General features: G+C 42.9%; 18 protein-coding genes. 8 read left to right on the top strand and 10 right to left on the bottom strand.

Features of this window, described 5'->3' with window-relative positions; translation table 11 throughout:
- Positions 1-32: 32 nt before the first annotated feature.
- Together FFM78_RS08240 and FFM78_RS08235 are read right to left on the bottom strand one after the other, a co-directional pair.
- Entirely contained in the window at positions 33-1,256 is a 1,224-nt protein-coding gene (locus tag FFM78_RS08240) for an MFS transporter (protein WP_137637966.1), read from the bottom strand.
- Between the two features lie 96 nt (positions 1,257-1,352).
- Complete coding sequence (locus tag FFM78_RS08235; protein ID WP_137637965.1) at positions 1,353-2,066, bottom strand: gamma-glutamyl-gamma-aminobutyrate hydrolase family protein; 714 nt, start codon at positions 2,064-2,066, stop codon at positions 1,353-1,355.
- A gap of 116 nt (positions 2,067-2,182) precedes the next feature.
- Here FFM78_RS08235 and FFM78_RS08230 point away from each other — a divergent pair, with 116 nt between their 5' ends.
- From FFM78_RS08230 to FFM78_RS08220, 3 genes are all read left to right on the top strand, one after another.
- A complete protein-coding gene (locus FFM78_RS08230) occupies positions 2,183-2,626 on the top strand; it encodes a GNAT family N-acetyltransferase (RefSeq protein ID WP_137637964.1) in 444 nt (147 codons plus the stop codon).
- A gap of 60 nt (positions 2,627-2,686) precedes the next feature.
- Complete coding sequence (locus FFM78_RS08225; protein ID WP_137637963.1) at positions 2,687-3,319, top strand: DedA family protein; 633 nt, start codon at positions 2,687-2,689, stop codon at positions 3,317-3,319.
- Between the two features lie 96 nt (positions 3,320-3,415).
- Entirely contained in the window at positions 3,416-3,787 is a 372-nt protein-coding gene (locus FFM78_RS08220) for a pyridoxamine 5'-phosphate oxidase family protein (protein ID WP_137637962.1), read from the top strand.
- 97 nt (positions 3,788-3,884) lie between these two features.
- Here FFM78_RS08220 and FFM78_RS08215 read toward each other — a convergent pair whose 3' ends face one another.
- The 3 genes from FFM78_RS08215 to FFM78_RS08205 form a co-directional block, all read right to left on the bottom strand.
- Positions 3,885-4,208, bottom strand: a complete 324-nt coding sequence (locus FFM78_RS08215) for a PTS sugar transporter subunit IIA (protein WP_137637961.1) — start codon at positions 4,206-4,208, stop codon at positions 3,885-3,887.
- A 326-nt stretch (positions 4,209-4,534) separates the two neighbouring features.
- Entirely contained in the window at positions 4,535-4,984 is a 450-nt protein-coding gene (locus tag FFM78_RS08210) for a MarR family winged helix-turn-helix transcriptional regulator (protein WP_137637960.1), read from the bottom strand.
- Positions 4,985-5,029: 45 nt separating this feature from the next.
- A complete protein-coding gene (locus tag FFM78_RS08205) occupies positions 5,030-8,275 on the bottom strand; it encodes a YhgE/Pip family protein (RefSeq protein WP_137637959.1) in 3,246 nt (1,081 codons plus the stop codon).
- 305 nt (positions 8,276-8,580) lie between these two features.
- On the opposite strand from FFM78_RS08205, the gene FFM78_RS08200 reads away from it, so the two are divergent.
- The 3 genes from FFM78_RS08200 (at position 8,581) to FFM78_RS08190 (ending at position 12,107) form a co-directional block, all read left to right on the top strand.
- The gene (locus tag FFM78_RS08200) at positions 8,581-9,123 is read left to right on the top strand and encodes a DUF1836 domain-containing protein (protein ID WP_137637958.1); all 543 of its coding nucleotides are present in this window, start codon (positions 8,581-8,583) and stop codon (positions 9,121-9,123) included.
- A complete protein-coding gene (locus FFM78_RS08195) occupies positions 9,116-9,976 on the top strand; it encodes a DegV family protein (RefSeq protein ID WP_137637957.1) in 861 nt (286 codons plus the stop codon). The genes FFM78_RS08200 and FFM78_RS08195 overlap by 8 nt, the downstream gene beginning before the upstream one ends.
- Positions 9,977-10,124: 148 nt before the next feature.
- Positions 10,125-12,107, top strand: a complete 1,983-nt coding sequence (locus FFM78_RS08190; protein ID WP_137637956.1) for a cation:proton antiporter — start codon at positions 10,125-10,127, stop codon at positions 12,105-12,107.
- A 73-nt stretch (positions 12,108-12,180) separates the two neighbouring features.
- Here FFM78_RS08190 and FFM78_RS08185 read toward each other — a convergent pair whose 3' ends face one another.
- The gene (locus tag FFM78_RS08185) at positions 12,181-12,768 is read right to left on the bottom strand and encodes an ECF transporter S component (RefSeq protein WP_137637955.1); all 588 of its coding nucleotides are present in this window, start codon (positions 12,766-12,768) and stop codon (positions 12,181-12,183) included.
- A 220-nt stretch (positions 12,769-12,988) separates the two neighbouring features.
- Between FFM78_RS08185 and FFM78_RS08180 the strand changes: the two genes are divergently transcribed.
- Both FFM78_RS08180 and FFM78_RS08175 read left to right on the top strand, forming a co-directional pair.
- Positions 12,989-13,837 carry an aldo/keto reductase gene (locus tag FFM78_RS08180; protein ID WP_137637954.1) on the top strand — a complete coding sequence of 283 codons (849 nt, stop codon included), beginning with the start codon at positions 12,989-12,991 and terminating at the stop codon, positions 13,835-13,837.
- Between the two features lie 157 nt (positions 13,838-13,994).
- Positions 13,995-14,696, top strand: coding sequence for a DUF554 domain-containing protein (locus tag FFM78_RS08175; protein ID WP_137637953.1), 702 nt, complete (start codon positions 13,995-13,997; stop codon positions 14,694-14,696).
- Positions 14,697-14,970: 274 nt separating this feature from the next.
- On the opposite strand, the gene FFM78_RS08170 is transcribed toward FFM78_RS08175, so the two are convergent.
- From FFM78_RS08170 to FFM78_RS14090, 4 genes are all read right to left on the bottom strand, one after another.
- Positions 14,971-15,792 carry a MurR/RpiR family transcriptional regulator gene (locus FFM78_RS08170; RefSeq protein WP_137637952.1) on the bottom strand — a complete coding sequence of 274 codons (822 nt, stop codon included), beginning with the start codon at positions 15,790-15,792 and terminating at the stop codon, positions 14,971-14,973.
- A gap of 497 nt (positions 15,793-16,289) precedes the next feature.
- Positions 16,290-17,171: a class II fructose-1,6-bisphosphate aldolase gene (gene fba / locus FFM78_RS08165; protein WP_137637951.1), complete on the bottom strand. Its 882-nt coding sequence runs from the start codon at positions 17,169-17,171 to the stop codon at positions 16,290-16,292.
- A 165-nt stretch (positions 17,172-17,336) separates the two neighbouring features.
- Positions 17,337-17,816 (bottom strand): GNAT family N-acetyltransferase, encoded by a 480-nt coding sequence (locus FFM78_RS08160; RefSeq protein ID WP_137637950.1) that lies wholly within the window; start codon positions 17,814-17,816, stop codon positions 17,337-17,339.
- Between the two features lie 57 nt (positions 17,817-17,873).
- Positions 17,874-18,161 carry an NAD(P)-dependent oxidoreductase gene (locus FFM78_RS14090; RefSeq protein ID WP_263390750.1) on the bottom strand — a complete coding sequence of 96 codons (288 nt, stop codon included), beginning with the start codon at positions 18,159-18,161 and terminating at the stop codon, positions 17,874-17,876.
- Positions 18,162-18,186 lie beyond the last annotated feature (25 nt).

The following is an 18,186-nucleotide window of genomic DNA, read 5'->3' as shown; positions in this document are numbered from 1 at the left end:
AATCAACGGTGTACACCTTACTAAGGCTGCACCTAATTAACCATCCGCAAATTACGAATTGTCAGTAAGGTCAATAAACTGAGCACATACAGTAACGATAAGAACAGCATAACGATCAGCAAATTATACCGATCCATCAAGAAACCGATCACCATTGACGAGAAACCACCCACTGCACGACCGACGTTCATGATCGTATTGTTCGCAGTGGCACGAATTTCAACTGGATATAAACGGCTGATCACTGCGCCATAACCACCATACATCCCATTTGAAAAAAAGCCGATCAGCACTTCTGCCAACAACAAAGTCCATTGATTATTGGCCAAAGTAATGGCAAAAACGGCCACCGCTGAGATGATCAAGAAAATAATAAAGGCGCGGCGGGCACCAAACTTATCCATGATCGCGCCAAAAACAAACATGCCTAAGCTCATCCCGATGATCGTTGCGATCATCCACAATGATGAACTAGCCGCACTGATTCCTAAGCGCTGCTGCATGATCGCTGGCAACCAGTTCATTAAGCCAAAATAACCAGCAATTTGAACCATTACCATGATCGTTAAAGCAGTTGTTTGCCAAGCTAACCGGCGAGTCTTGAATAATGCCGTGATCGTCGCTTTTTGGTGCGTTCTTTTATCTTGTTGCAGTGCAGTAAAGGCAGGACTTTCCTTCAAATGGCGCCGAACAAAGAAGATTAAGATCACCGGTAACACTCCGCAAAGAAACAAGCCGTGCCAGCCAAAATGCGGCAAAATCAAGGCCGCCAAAAGCGCTGCTAGAATCGCCCCAATTTGACCACCGATAGCGGCAACGGAAGTCATTTTACCGACTTGGCGCTGCGGAAAACACTCCGCAATCAAGGCAATACCACACCCATACTCACCACCTGCGCCGATCCCCGCAACAAAACGCCACAGGTAAACGGTCCAAATCGTGTTGGCAAAATACATAGCAGCAGTGGCAATGGCAAAAATAAAGATCGTCTGCGAAAACACCTTAACGCGTCCGTAACGATCTGCTAATAAGCCAAAAATCACACCACCAACTAGCATGCCCAAATTGGTTACTGAAGCGATCAGTCCTGCTTGCGTACCCGATACATGTAAAGTCGCGATAATCGACGACAAAGCAAAGGATAGAAACATAACATCCATATTTTCTAAGCCGAATCCTGCCGCTGACGACATGATCACTTTACGCTGATACGGACTGATGCTAGTACTTGCATGCTGCTTAATTAGTGTTTCCATATTCAATTCCTCCAAAATGACTGCTCACAGACAGTCGTTTATTTTGATCGGTTCTATTATTCCACTATTCTAACGGCCATGCAAGCCGGATTCGGTTTAAGAAGCACTTTGCCCAATACCGACTGCCTGTTGGATAAACGCCTGAAATAAGCGCTGTGCCGCCGGATAAGCAGGGTACATGATCTCAGGATGCCATTGTACCGAAAAAAGCTGCCGCTGCGGTGCCTCCAATGCTTCGATCACACCATCACTACTACGTGCACTAATCTTAAGCCCCGGAGCAACTTGCGCCACAGCCTGATGATGAAAGGAGTTCACCCCATAAGCGCCTTGCAAAAGGCCGGCCAACTGTGTTCCCGCAACAACTTGAACTTGATGCGTCGGCTGAGTTCCCGTAATTGGCCGTTGCTGATGTTTGATCACCGTGCTTTTAATATCTTGAATCAAGGTACCCCCTAACGCCACGTTGATAATTTGTTGCCCCCGACAAATACCCAAAATTGGCTTATGTGCGGCTAACGCCTGTTTGACCAGCGCAATTTCAAATAAATCACGGGCTCGATCTAATTCACCGGTGGCAGGATCTAATGCCGCACCATACAAATCTGGTGAAACATCGTGCCCACCACTTAAAAGTACAGCATCGACTGTGGCCAAAACTTCCGGAACCAACGCAGGAGCCATTGCCGGAATCATTAGCGGTAACCCGCCACTAGCTGTTACCGCGTGTGCATAGGTTTCTGGGGTGGCAGAGAGTTGGCGTACCCCCTGTATTTCCTTAGTATTAGTGATCGCAATTCTTGGGCGCATTTGCCCACCTACTTTCGCAAAAATTAATTACTTTTATTCTAACACGCTGACCCGACTTTGCTATACTAGTTGAAGAATCCAACTACATAGAATAAATAAGGACAGGAGATTTATAGATGCAACTTAAAGTTAACGCCACTAATTGGCAGCGGGCCGCCGCCTTTGCCGTACGTCTACAGGTTTTTGTTCAAGAACGTGGTCTGAGCCTGCAGGCCGAATTTGATGATCATGATACTGATGGTACTATTTATGCAGTGTTGTATGCTGGGGATCTACCGGTGGCAACTGGTCGCTACCAGCAATTGTCTGCCACCACGATGCGTCCTGGCCGTATCGCCACCTTAGCCAGTCATCGCGGTGAAGGTTTAGGGGCCCAAATTATTGCTGGCTTAGAACAAGTTGGTCGCGAACATGGCTGCACGCAGTCAGAAATTCACAGCGAAATGACTGCTCGCGGTTTTTATGCTAAATTAGGCTACCAATCAGTCGGTAGGCCTTTTATTGAAGATGGTGTGGCTTGTATTTTATTGCAAAAGCAGCTAGTACCTCTTGGTTATTGATTGACGCCCACTAGGTATTCACGCTATATTAAAAGTACAAGCCACCTAGGGAGGTCACTTATGCAAAATATGATCGTTGATTTTATCGACCAATTTGGTTATTTCGGCATCTTCCTGCTAATCACGCTGGAAAATGTCTTCCCCCCGATTCCTTCAGAAATTGTTCTGACTTTTAGCGGTTTTATGACTTTACATTCTAATCTAAACCTGACTGGCGTTGTGCTTGCGGCAACTGCGGGTTCCGTTGCCGGTGCCATCATTCTCTACGCAGTCGGCCGCCTACTTTCCGTCGAGCGTCTGCAACGTTTGATTGATGGTAAAGTCGGCAGAATGCTCCACTTTAAACGCAGTGATTTAGAAAAGGCTGAACGTTGGTTTACTAAACGCGGCAAAAGCACCTTATTTTTCTGCCGCTTCGTTCCCATTGTCCGCAGTTTGATCTCTATTCCCGCTGGTACCACCAAAATGCCGTTGACCCAATTCATCATTTTGACCACTGCAGGTACTTTTATCTGGAATATTGTTTTGGTCATGTTAGGCCACCATGCGGGTAGAGCTTGGACACAAATTGCCGGCTACATTGACACGTTTGCTCACATTACCCTGATTGTACTGATCCTTGCTTTAGTGATCGGGGTCGCATACTTTGTCAAAAAACGTTTTGGTACCACCGCAAAGGCGCCTAAAAAATAGGCGTTTTTATTTTTGAACTTTGCGGGAACATTTGTTTGATTCGCACTAAAAAGCATGCTATAATGAGCCTACAAAAAAGTAAAGAAGGTTAACTAGATGGATCAAAAATTTCTCGATGTTATGCATCACGAAGGACCAACTACGATCGTAACTGTCAATGCACATCCTGCCAGTGTTGTAAATACTTGGAATTCATATATTAAAATCAATCAAGCTCAAAATTACTTATTGATTCCAGCAGCAGGAATGCGGAGTATTGAACATGATTTTGCCACGGATAATACTGTGACCTTGACTATGGGCAGTAAAGCCGTCGAAGGTACTGTAGGCCCAGGTGCTGGCTTCCATATTCATGGAACTGGTGAGTTCATTAAATCCGGTGCTGAATTTGACGAAATGCACACCAAGTTTCCCTGGCTACGTGAAGTTTTAAAAGTCAACATCAACGAGATTGTTCAAAAAATTTAGTTAAAAAAAGTCAGCAGCCCACTTGGGCCGCTGACAACGGCTGTGGGCGCAATTACCACAGCTTTTTTATTTTCCATAAGGCGACCTTTGCAACAATTCAGTGGACTAAACGCTGGTATAGCACAACAATTTCGCCAGCTAGATCACGGAAAGCGATCGCATTCATGATCTGATCTTGGCCATGAACGGCCAATAAGGTAACCTGCATATGCTCCCCGTTAGCTTCAGCCGCTAACAAATCAGTTTGCAAATTATGGGCCACTACTAAATAACGATCGGCTTCCTTTAGTTTAGTGCTAGCAGTAGTGAAGTCACCTAGTTTAGCTGCATTAATTGCCGCAAAGGCCGCACTTTTTGCGTTCCCACCATTCACGATCAACCCCATGATCGCCTTTAGATCCTGTTTTTTTGTTTCCGCCATAATCCGTTACTCCTTTACCCAGTAAAAATTATTTTTTTGGTACACCCTTTTTGTTATGAAACGATCATAAAACGCTTTCATTACAAAAAAAGTATAACTTGGGCAAAGCTTTTTTTCAAGTGATTAAACCATTCACTTACCGACTATTAAAGCACAAGTCAATCTGAAAATAATCTGCTTGAAAACAAAAGCAGTGGCCGGGACAAAAGTCCTAGCCACTGCTTATTTTCAAACCCGTCTTTAGCACATACGCCAAAATTATAGGTTCATGTAGCTAACCAGCGTTAAGCCACAATCAATTTTAGATCATTCCCATTTTCCGTCATTTATTTGCCGTCCTGATGGATGATCTTAGTGCTGACCTTACGCATTAGGCGCAATAATTCTTGCGCCTCTTCTTCACCAAACAAGGCAACCCAACCATGAAAGCGCTGGTGAATGGCCTGATTAATTGCTTGCGCAACCTTCTGGCCCTCCGGCGTTAACCGCAAGTATAAACGGCGCCGGTCATTGGCATCACGTTCTTGTTCAATGTAGTTATGCTCCAGCATCACGCGAATCTGCCGCGAAATAGCCGCCTTAGTCACACCACGTTTAGTCGCAATATCCGACATTGCAACTTGCTGACCGGCAGCAATATCGCGCATGATCAAAAACTGTTCAAAGGATAAATTAAATTCCTTAGTTGGCTCCGAAACGAGATCACTAATGTATTTAAACCCTGACATGTAAACATCAATATACGCTTCTAATAAAGCATCATGCGCCTGACTCATCCTGAATTACTCGCTTTCTCAATTGTTTATATTGAGCGTACCATATTATCCATGATTTAGCGCGTTAAATTGTCGTTTAAAGACAAAAGGTAAACTGAAAATAACGGCAAAAATAATCAAGATCAGGCCATTGAGCACCGGTTTAGTAGCTAAATCGTTTAAGGCATAATTTAACCCGTTAAGCAAATAGGTTCCCGGTAAAATCGTACTGATCCCACGATAAACGGCGGAAAGCATAGCGTTAGGTAATAACCCACCAGAAACGATCAGTTGAATAAATAGAATCGCTAAGGTTGCCAAAACCCCTAATGTTCCCCACCAACGATCAAAATTAAAGACGATCAAGGTGAATAGACCACTACCTAATAACAATAACAGTAACAGGCTAACTGGATGCGCCACACTGATCCCCATCAGTATGGTAACAATCGCGATCCCAACGGCCTGTAAAATAATTGCTGCTGCTAATAACGCAAATTTCTGGCGTCGTGGTTGTGCCTGGAATCGTTGACTATAACGGTTAAAGCCAAGCTCTGTCAGGATCGCACCGATAAACAATACCATAAAAATCACTAGTGGCGCCAAAACGGATAACAGTGGTTTAGCTAGATTATCTGCCTGGGTTTGATTAGCCACTGGCGTCACAAAATGATCCACATTAGCTGAAGTAAAGCTTAAGTTGCTGACCTTTTGACTGCCAGCCGCTAATTTATTATTAAGTGTGTTCATCCCTGCATTTTCTTGGGCTAAACCGCTGTCCAATTGACCAGCACCTGTCGTTAACTGTTTAACGCCGGCGACCAATGTCGGAATCTGGCTATTAAGTTGGCCTAAGCCAGTAGCTAATTGAGTGGTCCCTGAAGTGAGCTGATTATTATTGGCCACTAATTGCTGGCTACCATTGGTTAATTGGGTTACTCCTGACGTCAGCGTCGGTACTTGCCCATTAAGCTGATTTAATCCATTAGTAACTTGTGTCGACCCTGAAGTTAATTGACTGTTATTAGCCACCAACTGCTGGCTACCGTTAGCCAACTTAGTTACTCCTGAAGTCAGTGTTGGCACTTGACCATTAAGTTGACTTAACCCATTAGCAACTTGTGTCGACCCTGAAGTTAATTGACTGTTATTAGCCACCAACTGCTGGCTACCGTTAGCCAACTTAGTTACCCCTGAAGTCAGTGTCGGTACCTGACCATTGAGCTGATTTAACCCATTAGCAACTTGTATCGACCCTGAAGTTAATTGACCGTTATTGGCCACTAACTGACTGCTGCCGGTTGCTGCTTGTTGCGCACCTGCTGTATAAGACTTAATGCCAGCGATCAGGCCACTGGAGCCATTTAGACCAGCACTAACCTTGACCAGGCCATCATGAATAGCACCACTAGCCTGAATGGCGCCCATTGTACTTGCTGTATGACCTTGTTGCTGTAAACCTGTGCTGACTTCAGTTAGTCCAGCTTGTAGTGTTGCAATTGCTTTTTTAGTCCCGCTGACTGCTGCTGGTGCACCAGTATTCTGATCAGCTAATTTTGCTACCCCCGCCTGCAAAGTTTTTAACTGTGTTTGAACATCCGTCATTGGAGCTTGTGTTTTAGCCAGTGAAGTTCCTGTACTAGTTAGATCCGTCCCCACACTAGTTGCATTGGTTGCCGCAGCAGTCAATGCAGTTGCCCCAGCCGTCATATTCTTAGTCAAGGTTCCCTTGAGTTCGGCTAATTTGATTGCAGCCGCTGGATCGGCTTTAAAAATTGCGGCCGCAACTTGGGTATCCCCAAGAATTGTAGCAACTTGTGTGGCCGCAGTACCAGCCGCCGTAAAGTTAGTCCCAGCAGTGGTTAAGTTGGTTTGCAAAGAATTCATACTACCTTGAACACTAGTCAATGACGTTTTCATACTAGTCAAAGCACCACCAACTGTTGTTAAATCGTTAGTCAATTGCTGACTACCAGTTCCATTCACATTATTATTCAAGTCACTAATACCTTGATTAAGGGCCGTTAAACCGCTATTTAATTGAGCAATCTGTGGCTTTCCTGCGGCTAATTGTTGATCAATTTTATCGGCCGCAGCCTGTAAGGAACTTTGCAATTGTTGACTACCAGTGGTTAATTGGCTGACGGCAGTACTAACTTGTTGCGTTCCATTATTAAGTGCCGAATTGTTTTTGACTAGGGTCGCCAGGCCACTATTAAGTTGGCTGGTACCTGCAGTATAGGTTTGAATGCCACTATTAAGCTGACCGCTGCCAGTGGTTAATTGCGCCACACCAGTAGCTAATGGACCTGTTCCAGCCTTTAGTGCTGTTAAACCAGTATTAAGCTGGCTAGTACCATTAGTATAGGTTTGGATGCCAGCACTGACTTGACCACTACCGGTGGTCAACCGTGCTACTCCCGACGCTAACGGAACAGTACCTGCTTGTAAAGTTGCTAAACCATTATTGAGTTGACTAGTGCCAGCAGTGTAACTTTTAACACCTGTGTTTAGCTGTTTGCTACCAGTGGCTAAACGTGTTACGCCAGATGCTAGCGGTGCGGTGCCTGCTTGTAACGTTCCTAATCCACTGTTAAGTTGACTAACGCCGTTCGTATAACTTTTGACGCCAGTGTTTAATGTAGCACTACCGGAATAAAGTTGGTAAACTCCGGAGGCCAAAGGTTGTGTTTTACTTTGTAATTGCGTTAAACCACTGTTTAATTGTTTACTACCGGAACTTAATTGTGTGGTCCCAGTTTTTAACTTTTTAGTTCCAGCGTGGGCCTGGCTAACACCGCTGCCCAATTGTTTCAGTGCCGTGAATACGTTTTGATCATAGGCCTGCTGGACATTAGCGACCACTTCCGCCCGTAGCTTTTCTGCCACTTGCTGCGTGATCAAATGTGACGCAAAATTATTGTGGTCAGATAAAGCGACTTTGATATGACTAGTTTTAGGCCGTGCATTTAAGGCCGTCGTCGCGTTTTTAGAAAAATTATGTGGTAAAGTGACCTTCATCAAATACGTTCCATCTTTCAACCGTGCATTAGCTACTTGGGCAGAAACAAAATGCCACGTCACCTGATGATTATGTAATAGTTGCTTTTTGACCCCTGCACCTAAGGCCACTGTTTTGCCTTGAAATTTTGCCGGTTGATCTTGATCGACCACGGCAACATTGATACGACTAGTGCTTGTGTGTTGCTCATAGGCCACAAAATTCATGGCAATGAATAATAATAGCAACGGAATAATAACAATTAAGCTTAATAATAATAAAAGTCGTGAATGCTGTTTAACGGTTTGCATAATACCAACGCCACCATTTCCCCATTTTATTTTGTTAACGTGCTATATAGTATATGCTGTTAACTTTATGAGTATCGCGCATTCATTTTAATTTGTCAAATAATGCTTAATCATAACTGAGTAAATTTTAGAAACTAACGGCAAAGCCCTAAACCAATTTTGATCACGGCTTGGCCTTGATCAGGTTAAAGCCTGCCTTTTTACTGAGTTAGAGCTAGCAAATTGTATATCCGCACAATCTAGTTTACAAAACTAGATGATAAGTTTATACTGTCAATAATCAAATAGTAAAAGAGGAACAAACAATGGCACCAATAGCAGAAGACTTTCCAACTTGGTTGGCTCAGCTACAAACTTTGCAGCTTCCCTACTGGAAAGACTTTCCGGATTTTGATATCTATATGGAGCAATTGGTCAATTTAGTGAATCAATATCTAGCTCCGTTAGCTTTAGATCCAGTAACCCCGGCAATGATCAATAACTATGTCAAGCACAAGGTCATGTTCAAACCAGTTAAAAAACGTTATCGGCGTGAACATTTAGCTGCGGTGGTCACCTTAACCTTGCTGAAAACTGTTTTCCCCTTGGAAATGATCCGTACCGGTTTTGCTGGTGAATTAAACGCATTATCGGCGCAAGCAGCTTATGATCGTTTTATCACCAATTTCACAACACAATTACAAACATTGCAGTCGGCCCAAGCGGTACCACTGCCAACCAATACCGAATTTATTTGGGCAGATGCTCTACAGCAAACGGCAGTAACCACCGTTATTTATCAATTGATCAGTAGGCGGCTGTTACAACATGCGCCGCATATTAATAAAGGAGTTAACCTTCATGACTAAACTTAGCCAACACGTAGCAATTCTCGTCGATTCTTGTTCAGATGTGCCTGCCGATTTTATTGCGGCACACCACCTATATATGGTCCCAATGACGATCGCCTACCGGGATGAGATTTATTTGGATAAAGTCACCATCGATCCAGAAACGGTTTATGCCAATTTAGATAAAGAAATTCCTAAGACGGCTTCACCAACCGGTAACCTAATTGCTGAGGCCTTTGCTAATATTAAAGCTGATGGCTATAAAGAAGTGATCGCGATCTGTATTTCTAGTGGATTATCCGGCACTTATCAGCAGGTCCAATTAGCCGCACGAGTTTCTGAGCTAGATGTCAGCGTGATCGACACCAAAAATATTGGTATTGCCAGTGGTTTAACGGCCATTTTAGCGGCACAACTTAGCGAAGAAGGACTGCATAAAGGTGAGATCGAAGCCCGGCTTCGTACCGTTGCTAAACGCACAAAGGTCTTTTTCTATGTACCGACATTAACTTATTTGCAAAAAGGTGGTCGTATTGGCCGTGTTGCCGGAATGGCCGGTACACTGCTTAACATTAAACCGATCATTTCTTGTGATGAAAATGGTATTTATTATCCGATCGCTAAAGTCCGCGGCGAGAAAAAAACGTTGCTAAAAATGAAAAAACTACTGGCCGACACGATTGCTGGGGCGAAACGCTTCAATTTAGCTGTAGCCGATGGTGCTAATCATAAGATTGCCGCTCAACTTACTGCTGAGCTTCACCAACTTTATCCTCAGGCAGAACATATTTTCACTGGTAATGTTTCACCTGCTTTAGGTGTGCATACTGGTCCTGGCTTGATTGGTTTAGGGGTCCAGGTTTTAGCATGATCTGGCATAAAATTTAAAAAGGCGTGGGTCCGATTTTTCGGTCACCACGCCTTTTATGGTGCCTTAACAACTGTTTGAAACCTGATCTAACTGCGGTATAATGCAAGCACAATACCGCTACTTCACTCATGCAAAGGAGCTAAATATTTTGGAAGCCGTTTTTGCGATCATTTTATTGTTAGGCGCCGTCATCGCCGCAAATATTCTATACGGGCTTTACGCCAAGATTCCGTTAGCCTTTTACCAAATTGGTATGGGTCTATTATTTACGTTACTGCCGCTTTACCATAACTATCAGCTTGATCCGTCTATTTTCTTATACGCAATCATTACACCATTAATGTTTAACGATGCGCAAAATATTTCGCGGCGTGACCTATCGCGTAATCTAGGCACCACCTTGTCACTGGCGATCACCTTAGTCGTCGTTACCGTGATCGTCTTAGGCGTTAGTATTCACGCTTTAGTGCCACTGTTTACACTGCCATTAGCCTTTGCTTTAGGTGCCATTGTTAGTCCAACTGATGCCGTTGCTGTAAAATCGATCACCACCAATTTACCCTTACCAAAACGTATTTTGAGTACTTTAGAAAATGAGGCTTTATTCAACGATGCCACCGGGATCGTCGCTTTAGAATTAAGTTTGGGAGCGCTAAGTTCAGGGCATTTTTCAGTTGGTCATGGAATCGCTGACTTTTTTTACGTTTTCTTAGGTGGTTTATTGGTCGGTACCTTGCTTGGCTTTGTTATTGTGCAATTACGTATTTTATTACGACAACACGATATTGGTGCGGTGCAGATCCTCCTACCCATTCAGATTCTAACCCCTTTTCTAATTTATTTTATCGCTGAACAATTAGGCACTTCGGGTATTTTAGCCGTTGTTGCGGCCGGTTTGATCCATGGCGTTGAACAAGATCGTTTGCGCCTAACTTCCACTAAAGTCCAATTTGTGTCCCAAACGACTTGGCAAATTATTAGTGATATTCTCAATGGCTTTGTTTTTGTTTTGCTCGGCCTGACCTTACCATCCGTGATTTGGACCTTAAGCAAACAGCACCCATTACATGCCGTCGCTTTATTCGGTTTGGCGCTGTTGATCTATTTGCTTGCTACTGGATTGCGGTTTTTCTGGACCTATTTTGGGTTTATTCGACTTTACATGCGCGACCATTCGCGCACGACGATCAGTGCCTTAATGGCTACGGGCGGTATTCACGGTACGGTAACCTTATCCATGGCTCTATCAATTCCATTCATCAGCGCTGGGCAAAGCTTTCCCATGCGTGACGAGATCATTTTCATCGCTGCCAGTGTTATTTTATTGAGTCTGCTCATCCCTACCTTTGTCATTCCGTTGCTACTACCTAAAACAACACAACCGGTGGCCGCAGTTAATTTGCGCTTAGTGCGGAATGACATGCTGGATTATGCGATTAAACAGTTACAAAATAGTCCCGCAAACACAGTGGCACAGCAAACTGTTCTGGAGACCCTTTATCACCAAAAACAGGATTACACACGGCCAAGTCGAGAACAAGTGCAACAATTTTTTGTGCAGGCTCAAGCCACTGAACAAACCGCCTTAGCCCAGCTTAAACAACAGGGTAAATTAACTGCTGAGCTGGAGGCTTGGTACCAACGCTTTTTAACTGCTAATAATTATACAGCGCGGCAATCAGCTTGGCGTTTATTATTGCTGCGTTTTAAACTATTATTCAAATTTCGTGGTAAATTTTTATTTAAAAGGCGCCTAATGAAACAGCAATATCAACAATTGCAACAAAAAAGTAACCATTTAAAACCGCAACGGCAGCGATTGGCACAGATCGAAGAATATGGTTACAATGCAGTCATTGATTACTTAAATCAGCAGACGACTCCGGAAACCTATGCTGCCATTGCATTAGTGCGCCAATCCTATAGCGTTCGCCATCGCCGCTTCAACAATCCTGACGATACCAATCAGAAGCAAATGCATTTATTCATCACCGTTTTTCAATATGAATATGACTATGTTGAAAATCAACTTCGGGATCAGCAAATTTCCACCAACACGGCCAGTCAACTTCGTGAACAGATTTCTTATGACGAAATCGTCTATATGCAAAACAACAACGAATATGACTAATTCATCAACAAAGCGCTCCGCCTACTTGCAAACTGACAGTAGGCGGAGCGCTTTGTATTGAACTGTGTGCTTTTCATTTACGAAAGCGTAATAACGGTGTGCAGATCAGTGGTGCCACAATTGCGGCTAAAATTGCCTCGGGAATACCATTGGTCCCCACAACAACTAATAATAAGCCACCAAGACGGCTAATATCAGCAGTACCATAGGCCTTAGCAACCGCCGGTGTTCGATAAAATAGATAAATTAACCCGAGCACTAAAAGTGTGTTGATCAATGCACCGGCCAAGGCCGCCACCATCATCGCTGGCGTCCGTTTAATTTTATGTTGTAGCCAGATGAACAACCAACCGGCGACCACGCCGATCAGAACCCGCGGTACGATCGAAACCACTGGGTTGGTGAAAACCAATGGCGCCAGCGGACTAGTTGGCGACGTAAAAGCCCGGATAAACGTGATCAGCCCCCACACACCACCAACTAAAGCGCCATCCCGCGGCCCTAAAATAATTGCAGCAATGATCACAGTGATGTGAATCGTCGTTAGATCCAGCAAACCAAGTGGAATATAACCGAACAACGGAATAAAATTTTGAATAATAATAACCGCAATAAACATTGCCAGGATACTGATGTGGTACGCCTTATTTTTCTGTGTCATGTTGTGTGCTCCCCGTTTCAAAAGTAATCAACCCTTTGAAGTTGCTGATGCGCTTGCTACAAATTATTTTTTAGCGCATCTAACTATTGTCACTATATTACCATATAATCCACGTGTAAGAACGTTTTACACTAGATTCAGCAACACATTTTGACCTAGTTTTCACTAAAACGCGTATAATTAAAGTGTTCGATCAATTTATAAAAGTAGGTGAAAAATCGTGGCAATTTTAACAGATACATTTAAGTTAGCTAATGGCGTCAAGATTCCCAAGGTTGGGTTTGGTATGTGGCAGGTTCCTCTTGGTGACACTGCTTATCAAGCAGCCGCAACCGCATTAAAAACGGGGTATCGGCATATTGATACGGCCAAGGCCTATCGTAATGAAGCCGATGTTGGCCGCGCTATTCGTGACTCCGGTATTCCGCGGGAAGAAATTTTCGTGACGTCAAAATTACCTGGGGCCACTAAAACTTATGCCGGTGCTATGGCCGATTTTAACAGTACCATGGAACAATTAAATATTGATTATTTAGATTTATATTTGGTTCACGCACCATGGCCATGGACGGAGATCGGTAAAAATTGTGACCAAGAAAATATTGAAATTTGGCGGGCAATGGAAGCTATCTACGCTACTGGTAAAGTTAAAGCTATCGGCGTATCTAATTTCAACGTCCATGATTTGGAAAACATTCTGCCCACCGCTAAAGTTAAACCTATGGTGGATCAGATCCAGTACTACGTTGGTTTTACTGAACCTAAGATCACTGAGTTTGCTAAAAAGAACGGTCTTCTAGTCGAAGCATATTCGCCGTTAGCTACTGGCGGTATGTTACAAAATACGCAGATGAAGGCTTTAGCTGCAAAATACAATGTTAGTGTCGCTCAGTTGGCATTGCGTTTTTGCTTGCAAAACGATATTTTACCGTTACCTAAAGCAGTCGGTACTGACCATATCCAAAATAATGCCCAATTAGATTTTGTCATTAGCGCCTCTGATATGGCGACACTTAACGCACTGTCGGACACAGCACCAAGCCACACTCATAATTCGACACAAGGCTAATACGTTTAAAAAGATCGTCATCTGACGATCTTTTTTGTATCCACCAAAACATCCTTTGTTCGCGAATTATTTTCATCAGATTACCTAATACCTATTTGTTCTTTCGCTAATTTATGATACGATTTTAATAATTAGCGTTAAAGGATGGGGATAATTCATGATTTTATTGGGCTCAATAGTTAATGGTCTGGCAATCGTCGGTGGTAGCCTGGCGGGTACTGTCTTACGTAACATTAGCGAGCAAACCAAAGATACCGTTACTAAGGGTATTGGAATCGGCGTGATAGTACTAGGTTTACAAATGGCACTTAAAACAAATTCATTTATTTTAATTTTGATCAGTCTTTGTTTAGGCGCCCTGCTAGGTGAAGGTTTAAAAATCGAAACCGGCATGAATCGCTTTGGTTTATTCCTACAAAACCACTTTGCTAAAAATAATAGTAACTTTGCGGAAGGTTTCGTCACCAGCACTTTAATTTTTGTGATCGGTTCAATGGGAATCATCGGTGCTATTCAAAGCGGTGTTTCTGGTAATAATCAAACACTGTATACAAAAGCTGTAATGGATGGCTTTATGGCAGTTATGTTGACTGCTTCGTTAGGTCTAGGTGTATTGTTCTCCAGTTTCCCCGTTTTCATCTATCAAGGATTGATCACCTTATTGGCCAGTGTTTTCGTCAGCTATGTTCCCCAAGCCTTGTTAACGATTTTAATGGCCGGTATCAGTCAGATCGGCGGTCTATTGATCATTGCTATCGGTTTGAACATCATGAAATTAACTAAAATTCGGGTGTCTAATTTTCTGCCTAGCCTAATCATTCTGATCATTTTCCAATCAGTTCAATATCTCTATTTTTAAGCAGTTCACGTAGCAAATAGCTAAATCCCATTTTAATTAATCTTTTAGACTGGCGATAAAGCCTGCACCGGCCCAGTTTTTTAGCCAATAACACAACGCGACTGCAGGCTTATCTAGCCAGCGCTATCTAAAAATGCAAGTGACCCGCATTGATCATGCGGCACTTGCATTTTTGGCTTTTCACACCAATTAAAAAGGGCTGCTAGTTCACAATGAAACCGAATAAGCACTGTCGTTTGGTATTCGCGTAACTGAGCCTTTGAAAAAGCTATTTTTATTTATTCTTCAATTTATTATTCATGATCATTTCCACTGTCTGATCCATTTTTGCTCGGTAATCATCATTTTCCAGTAACATTGTCGTCATAATATCCAGTACGTAAGTCAACGCAAACTGAGAATTGACGAAACGGCTGTTGTCCACAAAATTACTGTTTTTCACCACCACTGCTAGATTTGACTGTTCCAGTAATGGGCTATGAGTGAAACCAGTGATAGCGATAATTTGTGCACCGTTAGCCTTAGCTGCCGATACTGCCTGGTTGACTTCACTGGTGTTGCCAGAAGTTGATAGCACCAACACCACGTCGCCTGGTTGCATAATACCACTAGTGATATACATCATGTGGCTATCGGTCATAGCAAAAGCCGTGATCCCCATGCGCAATAACCGCTGCGTCATTTCATTAGCAGTGTAACCGGAGCTTCCCAAACCAAAAATGTACAACCGCTGACTTTGTTGCATCAGCTTCACCGCAGCCGCTAATGTTGCTGGATCCAGCAATTGTTGTGTTGCCTTTAAGACTTTCTGATAAAAATCATAAACATCATCAGCAATCGTTCCCTTGGTTGGTATAACCGGATTTGGTGCACCAGCTTTAGCCAAACGCAGTTTAAATTCATAAAAATTAGCACACTGCATTTTTTTAACAAAGCGGGTGATCGTTGCGTTACTAACGCCGACACTTTCGGCTAAATGATTGATGCTCATTTGCTGAATTTGTTCTGGTTCCTGCATTACTTTTAACGCCACCTTACGCTCTTGCCGGGAAAGATCAGCGTACTGGGCCTCAACTAGCTGTACGATTGCTGTCATGGTAAGCCTCCTCGTTAAAATATTATCCTATTATAATTAATATTCTTCTCTACCATACCACGCGATAATTTTTATTGCAAAATAATTTTTGAAAAATTTTTATCTATAGCTGATTTCACTAAACACCTTGTATCAGTACTCTTATTGACAAATCAACCTTCAAGATTAGGTTTTTCTCAGCAAATGGTATAAGAGCAGACTTTTATTTAATATCATACAATAACACATAGACTGATGCAGGTAATTTAATTCTGGGCTGTACAAACTAAGGCTCATCTTTATTTCACTACATTCAAAGACACCTTGATCTTAATTAATATTTGTGGGTATGGTTTGCGCCATTGATCGTTATAGGGCCGCTTGCGGTGTTTCAATCATTGCTGATCACACACTTTTTAATTGAGAGGTAGGCATTACAACTGATTTTTAGGCGTAAAAAAATAGATCAATTCCTTAATGGAATTGATCTATTTTCAACTTAGTTAGATTAAATTAAATTAAAGTTCTTCAGGAACTAATTTAACTGGCTTTGTGCCCATCCAACCAATGATTTCTTTAACCGTATCTTCAATTGCTTTTGTACCAGGAGCCAATAATTTACGAGGGTCGAAGCCTTTACCTTCTTGGTCTTTACCAGCTTCGATGTATTCACGTGTTGCTTTAGCAAAAGCTAATTGGCATTCAGTGTTGATGTTCAATTTAGCAACACCCATTGAAATTGCTTTTTCAACTTGTGCTTGAGGAATACCTGAACCACCATGTAATACAAGTGGTTGTTCGATGACGTTAGCTAATTCTTGTAAACGATCGAAGTGTAGGCCTTTCCAGTTAGCTGGGTATTGGCCATGGATATTACCAATGCCGGCTGCTAAGAAGTCGATGCCAGTTGCAGCTAATTGTTTAGCTTCTTCAACGTCAGCTAATTCACCTTCACCAACGACACCGTCTTCTTCACCACCGATTGAACCTACTTCAGCTTCAACGGAGATGCCTTTAGCATGAGCTAAAGCAACGATTTCCTTAGTCTTTTCTAAGTTCTCAGCAAATGGTAAATCATGGCCGTCGAACATAACGGAGTTGTAGCCAGCAGCAATAGCAGCTTTAGCAGCTTCGTAGTTACCATGGTCTAAATGCATAACAACAGGAACCGTGATGTTCATTGATTTGATCGTTGCTTCAACTAATTGTTGGCAAAGTTCATAACCACCCATGTACTTTGCAGCGCCCATTGAAGTTTGGATCAAAACAGGAACGTTTAATTCTTGAGCAGCACCTAAGATAGCGCGAGTCCATTCCAAGTTGTTTGTGTTAAACGCACCGATAGCATAATGACCTTTACGAGCAGCAGCAAACAGTTCAGTACCATGTACTAATGACATAAATATTAGTCCTCCTAAATTGTATTACAACGACCAACCCGTGATTAAAAATCCGAGCCAATCTAGTTGTACATTTACTGCTTTATTCTAACACATAATCAAAAATAATGGGAATAATTTTTCTGAAAAATTAGGGGTGCTTTTCAGAATTAGATTGACAGCGCTTTAATGTAGTGAACGCAAATACCAAGTATCACAGGCACTGTGCTCACTACCAACTAGCGGCGCCGCTAACGGTTCAAACTGGTATTGATGATAAAGTCGATTAGCTGGCTGCAGGACAGAAAAGGTTTCGAGATACAATTGCTGGTAATACTGTTGTGCAAAGGTTAACGCCTGCTGCATCAGCTGATGGGCAAGACCCTGGCCACGAAAGGTGGGGAGAATATACAATTTTTGTAGTTCAGCGATACCACGTTCCGCCGCAAACATCCCAACGCCCGCCCCACCGATGACCTTACCAGTGGCAGCCGTTAATACCCAATACTGACTGTTAGGCTTCTGTGCGTAATATTCTGCTAAATGATCCAGTTGTGGATCAAAATAAGCGGTCCCAGGTAAATTTAAATGGTATGCGGCCAGTGAAGTTTGGATGATTGCCTTCATTTGCTGATTATCAGCTGGAATAATCGGACGAAGTTGCATTTGATCAGATCTTTTCTAATAGATTTCTAATCAGAATACGCAAAATCGGCATACACGTCAATAGCCTTGGGTTAAATCTACCTGATTTTGAGCTAATTGCCCATTGATTAAAAATTGTTGTAAATTGGCCAAAAAGATTTGGTTAGCCGCGCGCATATACCCATCAAAAATACCAGAAATGTGTGGCATCAATAACACATTATCTTGTTGCCACAACAGGTCAGCGGTTGGTAATGGTTCCTGTTCAAAAACATCTAAGGCGGCAAAGCCCACTTGTTTTTGCCGTAGTGCATTCAATAGTGCGGTTGTGTCCACTGACGGTCCACGCCCTACATTAACAAAAATCGGCTGCCGCTGTAGTTGGCCAAAA

It is taken from the genome of Loigolactobacillus binensis (assembly GCF_005405165.1).
In the GTDB taxonomy this organism is placed as follows: Bacteria; Bacillota; Bacilli; order Lactobacillales; family Lactobacillaceae; genus Loigolactobacillus; species Loigolactobacillus binensis.
Note: the sequence above shows the minus strand (reverse complement) of the source record. Positions and strands in the feature narration are given on the sequence as shown.

What these genes read in the sequence shown, in the direction of transcription:
- FFM78_RS08235 (WP_137637965.1), bottom strand. Translation starts at nt 2,066, where the DNA reads ATGCGCCCAAGAATTGCGATCACTAATACTAAGGAAATACAGGGGGTA.
- FFM78_RS08170 (WP_137637952.1), bottom strand. Translation starts at nt 15,792, where the DNA reads ATGACAGCAATCGTACAGCTAGTTGAGGCCCAGTACGCTGATCTTTCC.
- FFM78_RS08215 (WP_137637961.1), bottom strand. Translation starts at nt 4,208, where the DNA reads ATGGCGGAAACAAAAAAACAGGATCTAAAGGCGATCATGGGGTTGATC.
- FFM78_RS08175 (WP_137637953.1), top strand. Translation starts at nt 13,995, where the DNA reads ATGATTTTATTGGGCTCAATAGTTAATGGTCTGGCAATCGTCGGTGGT.
- FFM78_RS08230 (WP_137637964.1), top strand. Translation starts at nt 2,183, where the DNA reads ATGCAACTTAAAGTTAACGCCACTAATTGGCAGCGGGCCGCCGCCTTT.
- FFM78_RS08160 (WP_137637950.1), bottom strand. Translation starts at nt 17,816, where the DNA reads ATGCAACTTCGTCCGATTATTCCAGCTGATAATCAGCAAATGAAGGCA.
- FFM78_RS08205 (WP_137637959.1), bottom strand. Translation starts at nt 8,275, where the DNA reads ATGCAAACCGTTAAACAGCATTCACGACTTTTATTATTATTAAGCTTA.
- FFM78_RS08185 (WP_137637955.1), bottom strand. Translation starts at nt 12,768, where the DNA reads ATGACACAGAAAAATAAGGCGTACCACATCAGTATCCTGGCAATGTTT.
- FFM78_RS08210 (WP_137637960.1), bottom strand. Translation starts at nt 4,984, where the DNA reads ATGAGTCAGGCGCATGATGCTTTATTAGAAGCGTATATTGATGTTTAC.
- FFM78_RS08225 (WP_137637963.1), top strand. Translation starts at nt 2,687, where the DNA reads ATGCAAAATATGATCGTTGATTTTATCGACCAATTTGGTTATTTCGGC.
- FFM78_RS08195 (WP_137637957.1), top strand. Translation starts at nt 9,116, where the DNA reads ATGACTAAACTTAGCCAACACGTAGCAATTCTCGTCGATTCTTGTTCA.
- FFM78_RS08200 (WP_137637958.1), top strand. Translation starts at nt 8,581, where the DNA reads ATGGCACCAATAGCAGAAGACTTTCCAACTTGGTTGGCTCAGCTACAA.
- fba (WP_137637951.1), bottom strand. Translation starts at nt 17,171, where the DNA reads ATGTCATTAGTACATGGTACTGAACTGTTTGCTGCTGCTCGTAAAGGT.
- FFM78_RS08220 (WP_137637962.1), top strand. Translation starts at nt 3,416, where the DNA reads ATGGATCAAAAATTTCTCGATGTTATGCATCACGAAGGACCAACTACG.
- FFM78_RS08240 (WP_137637966.1), bottom strand. Translation starts at nt 1,256, where the DNA reads ATGGAAACACTAATTAAGCAGCATGCAAGTACTAGCATCAGTCCGTAT.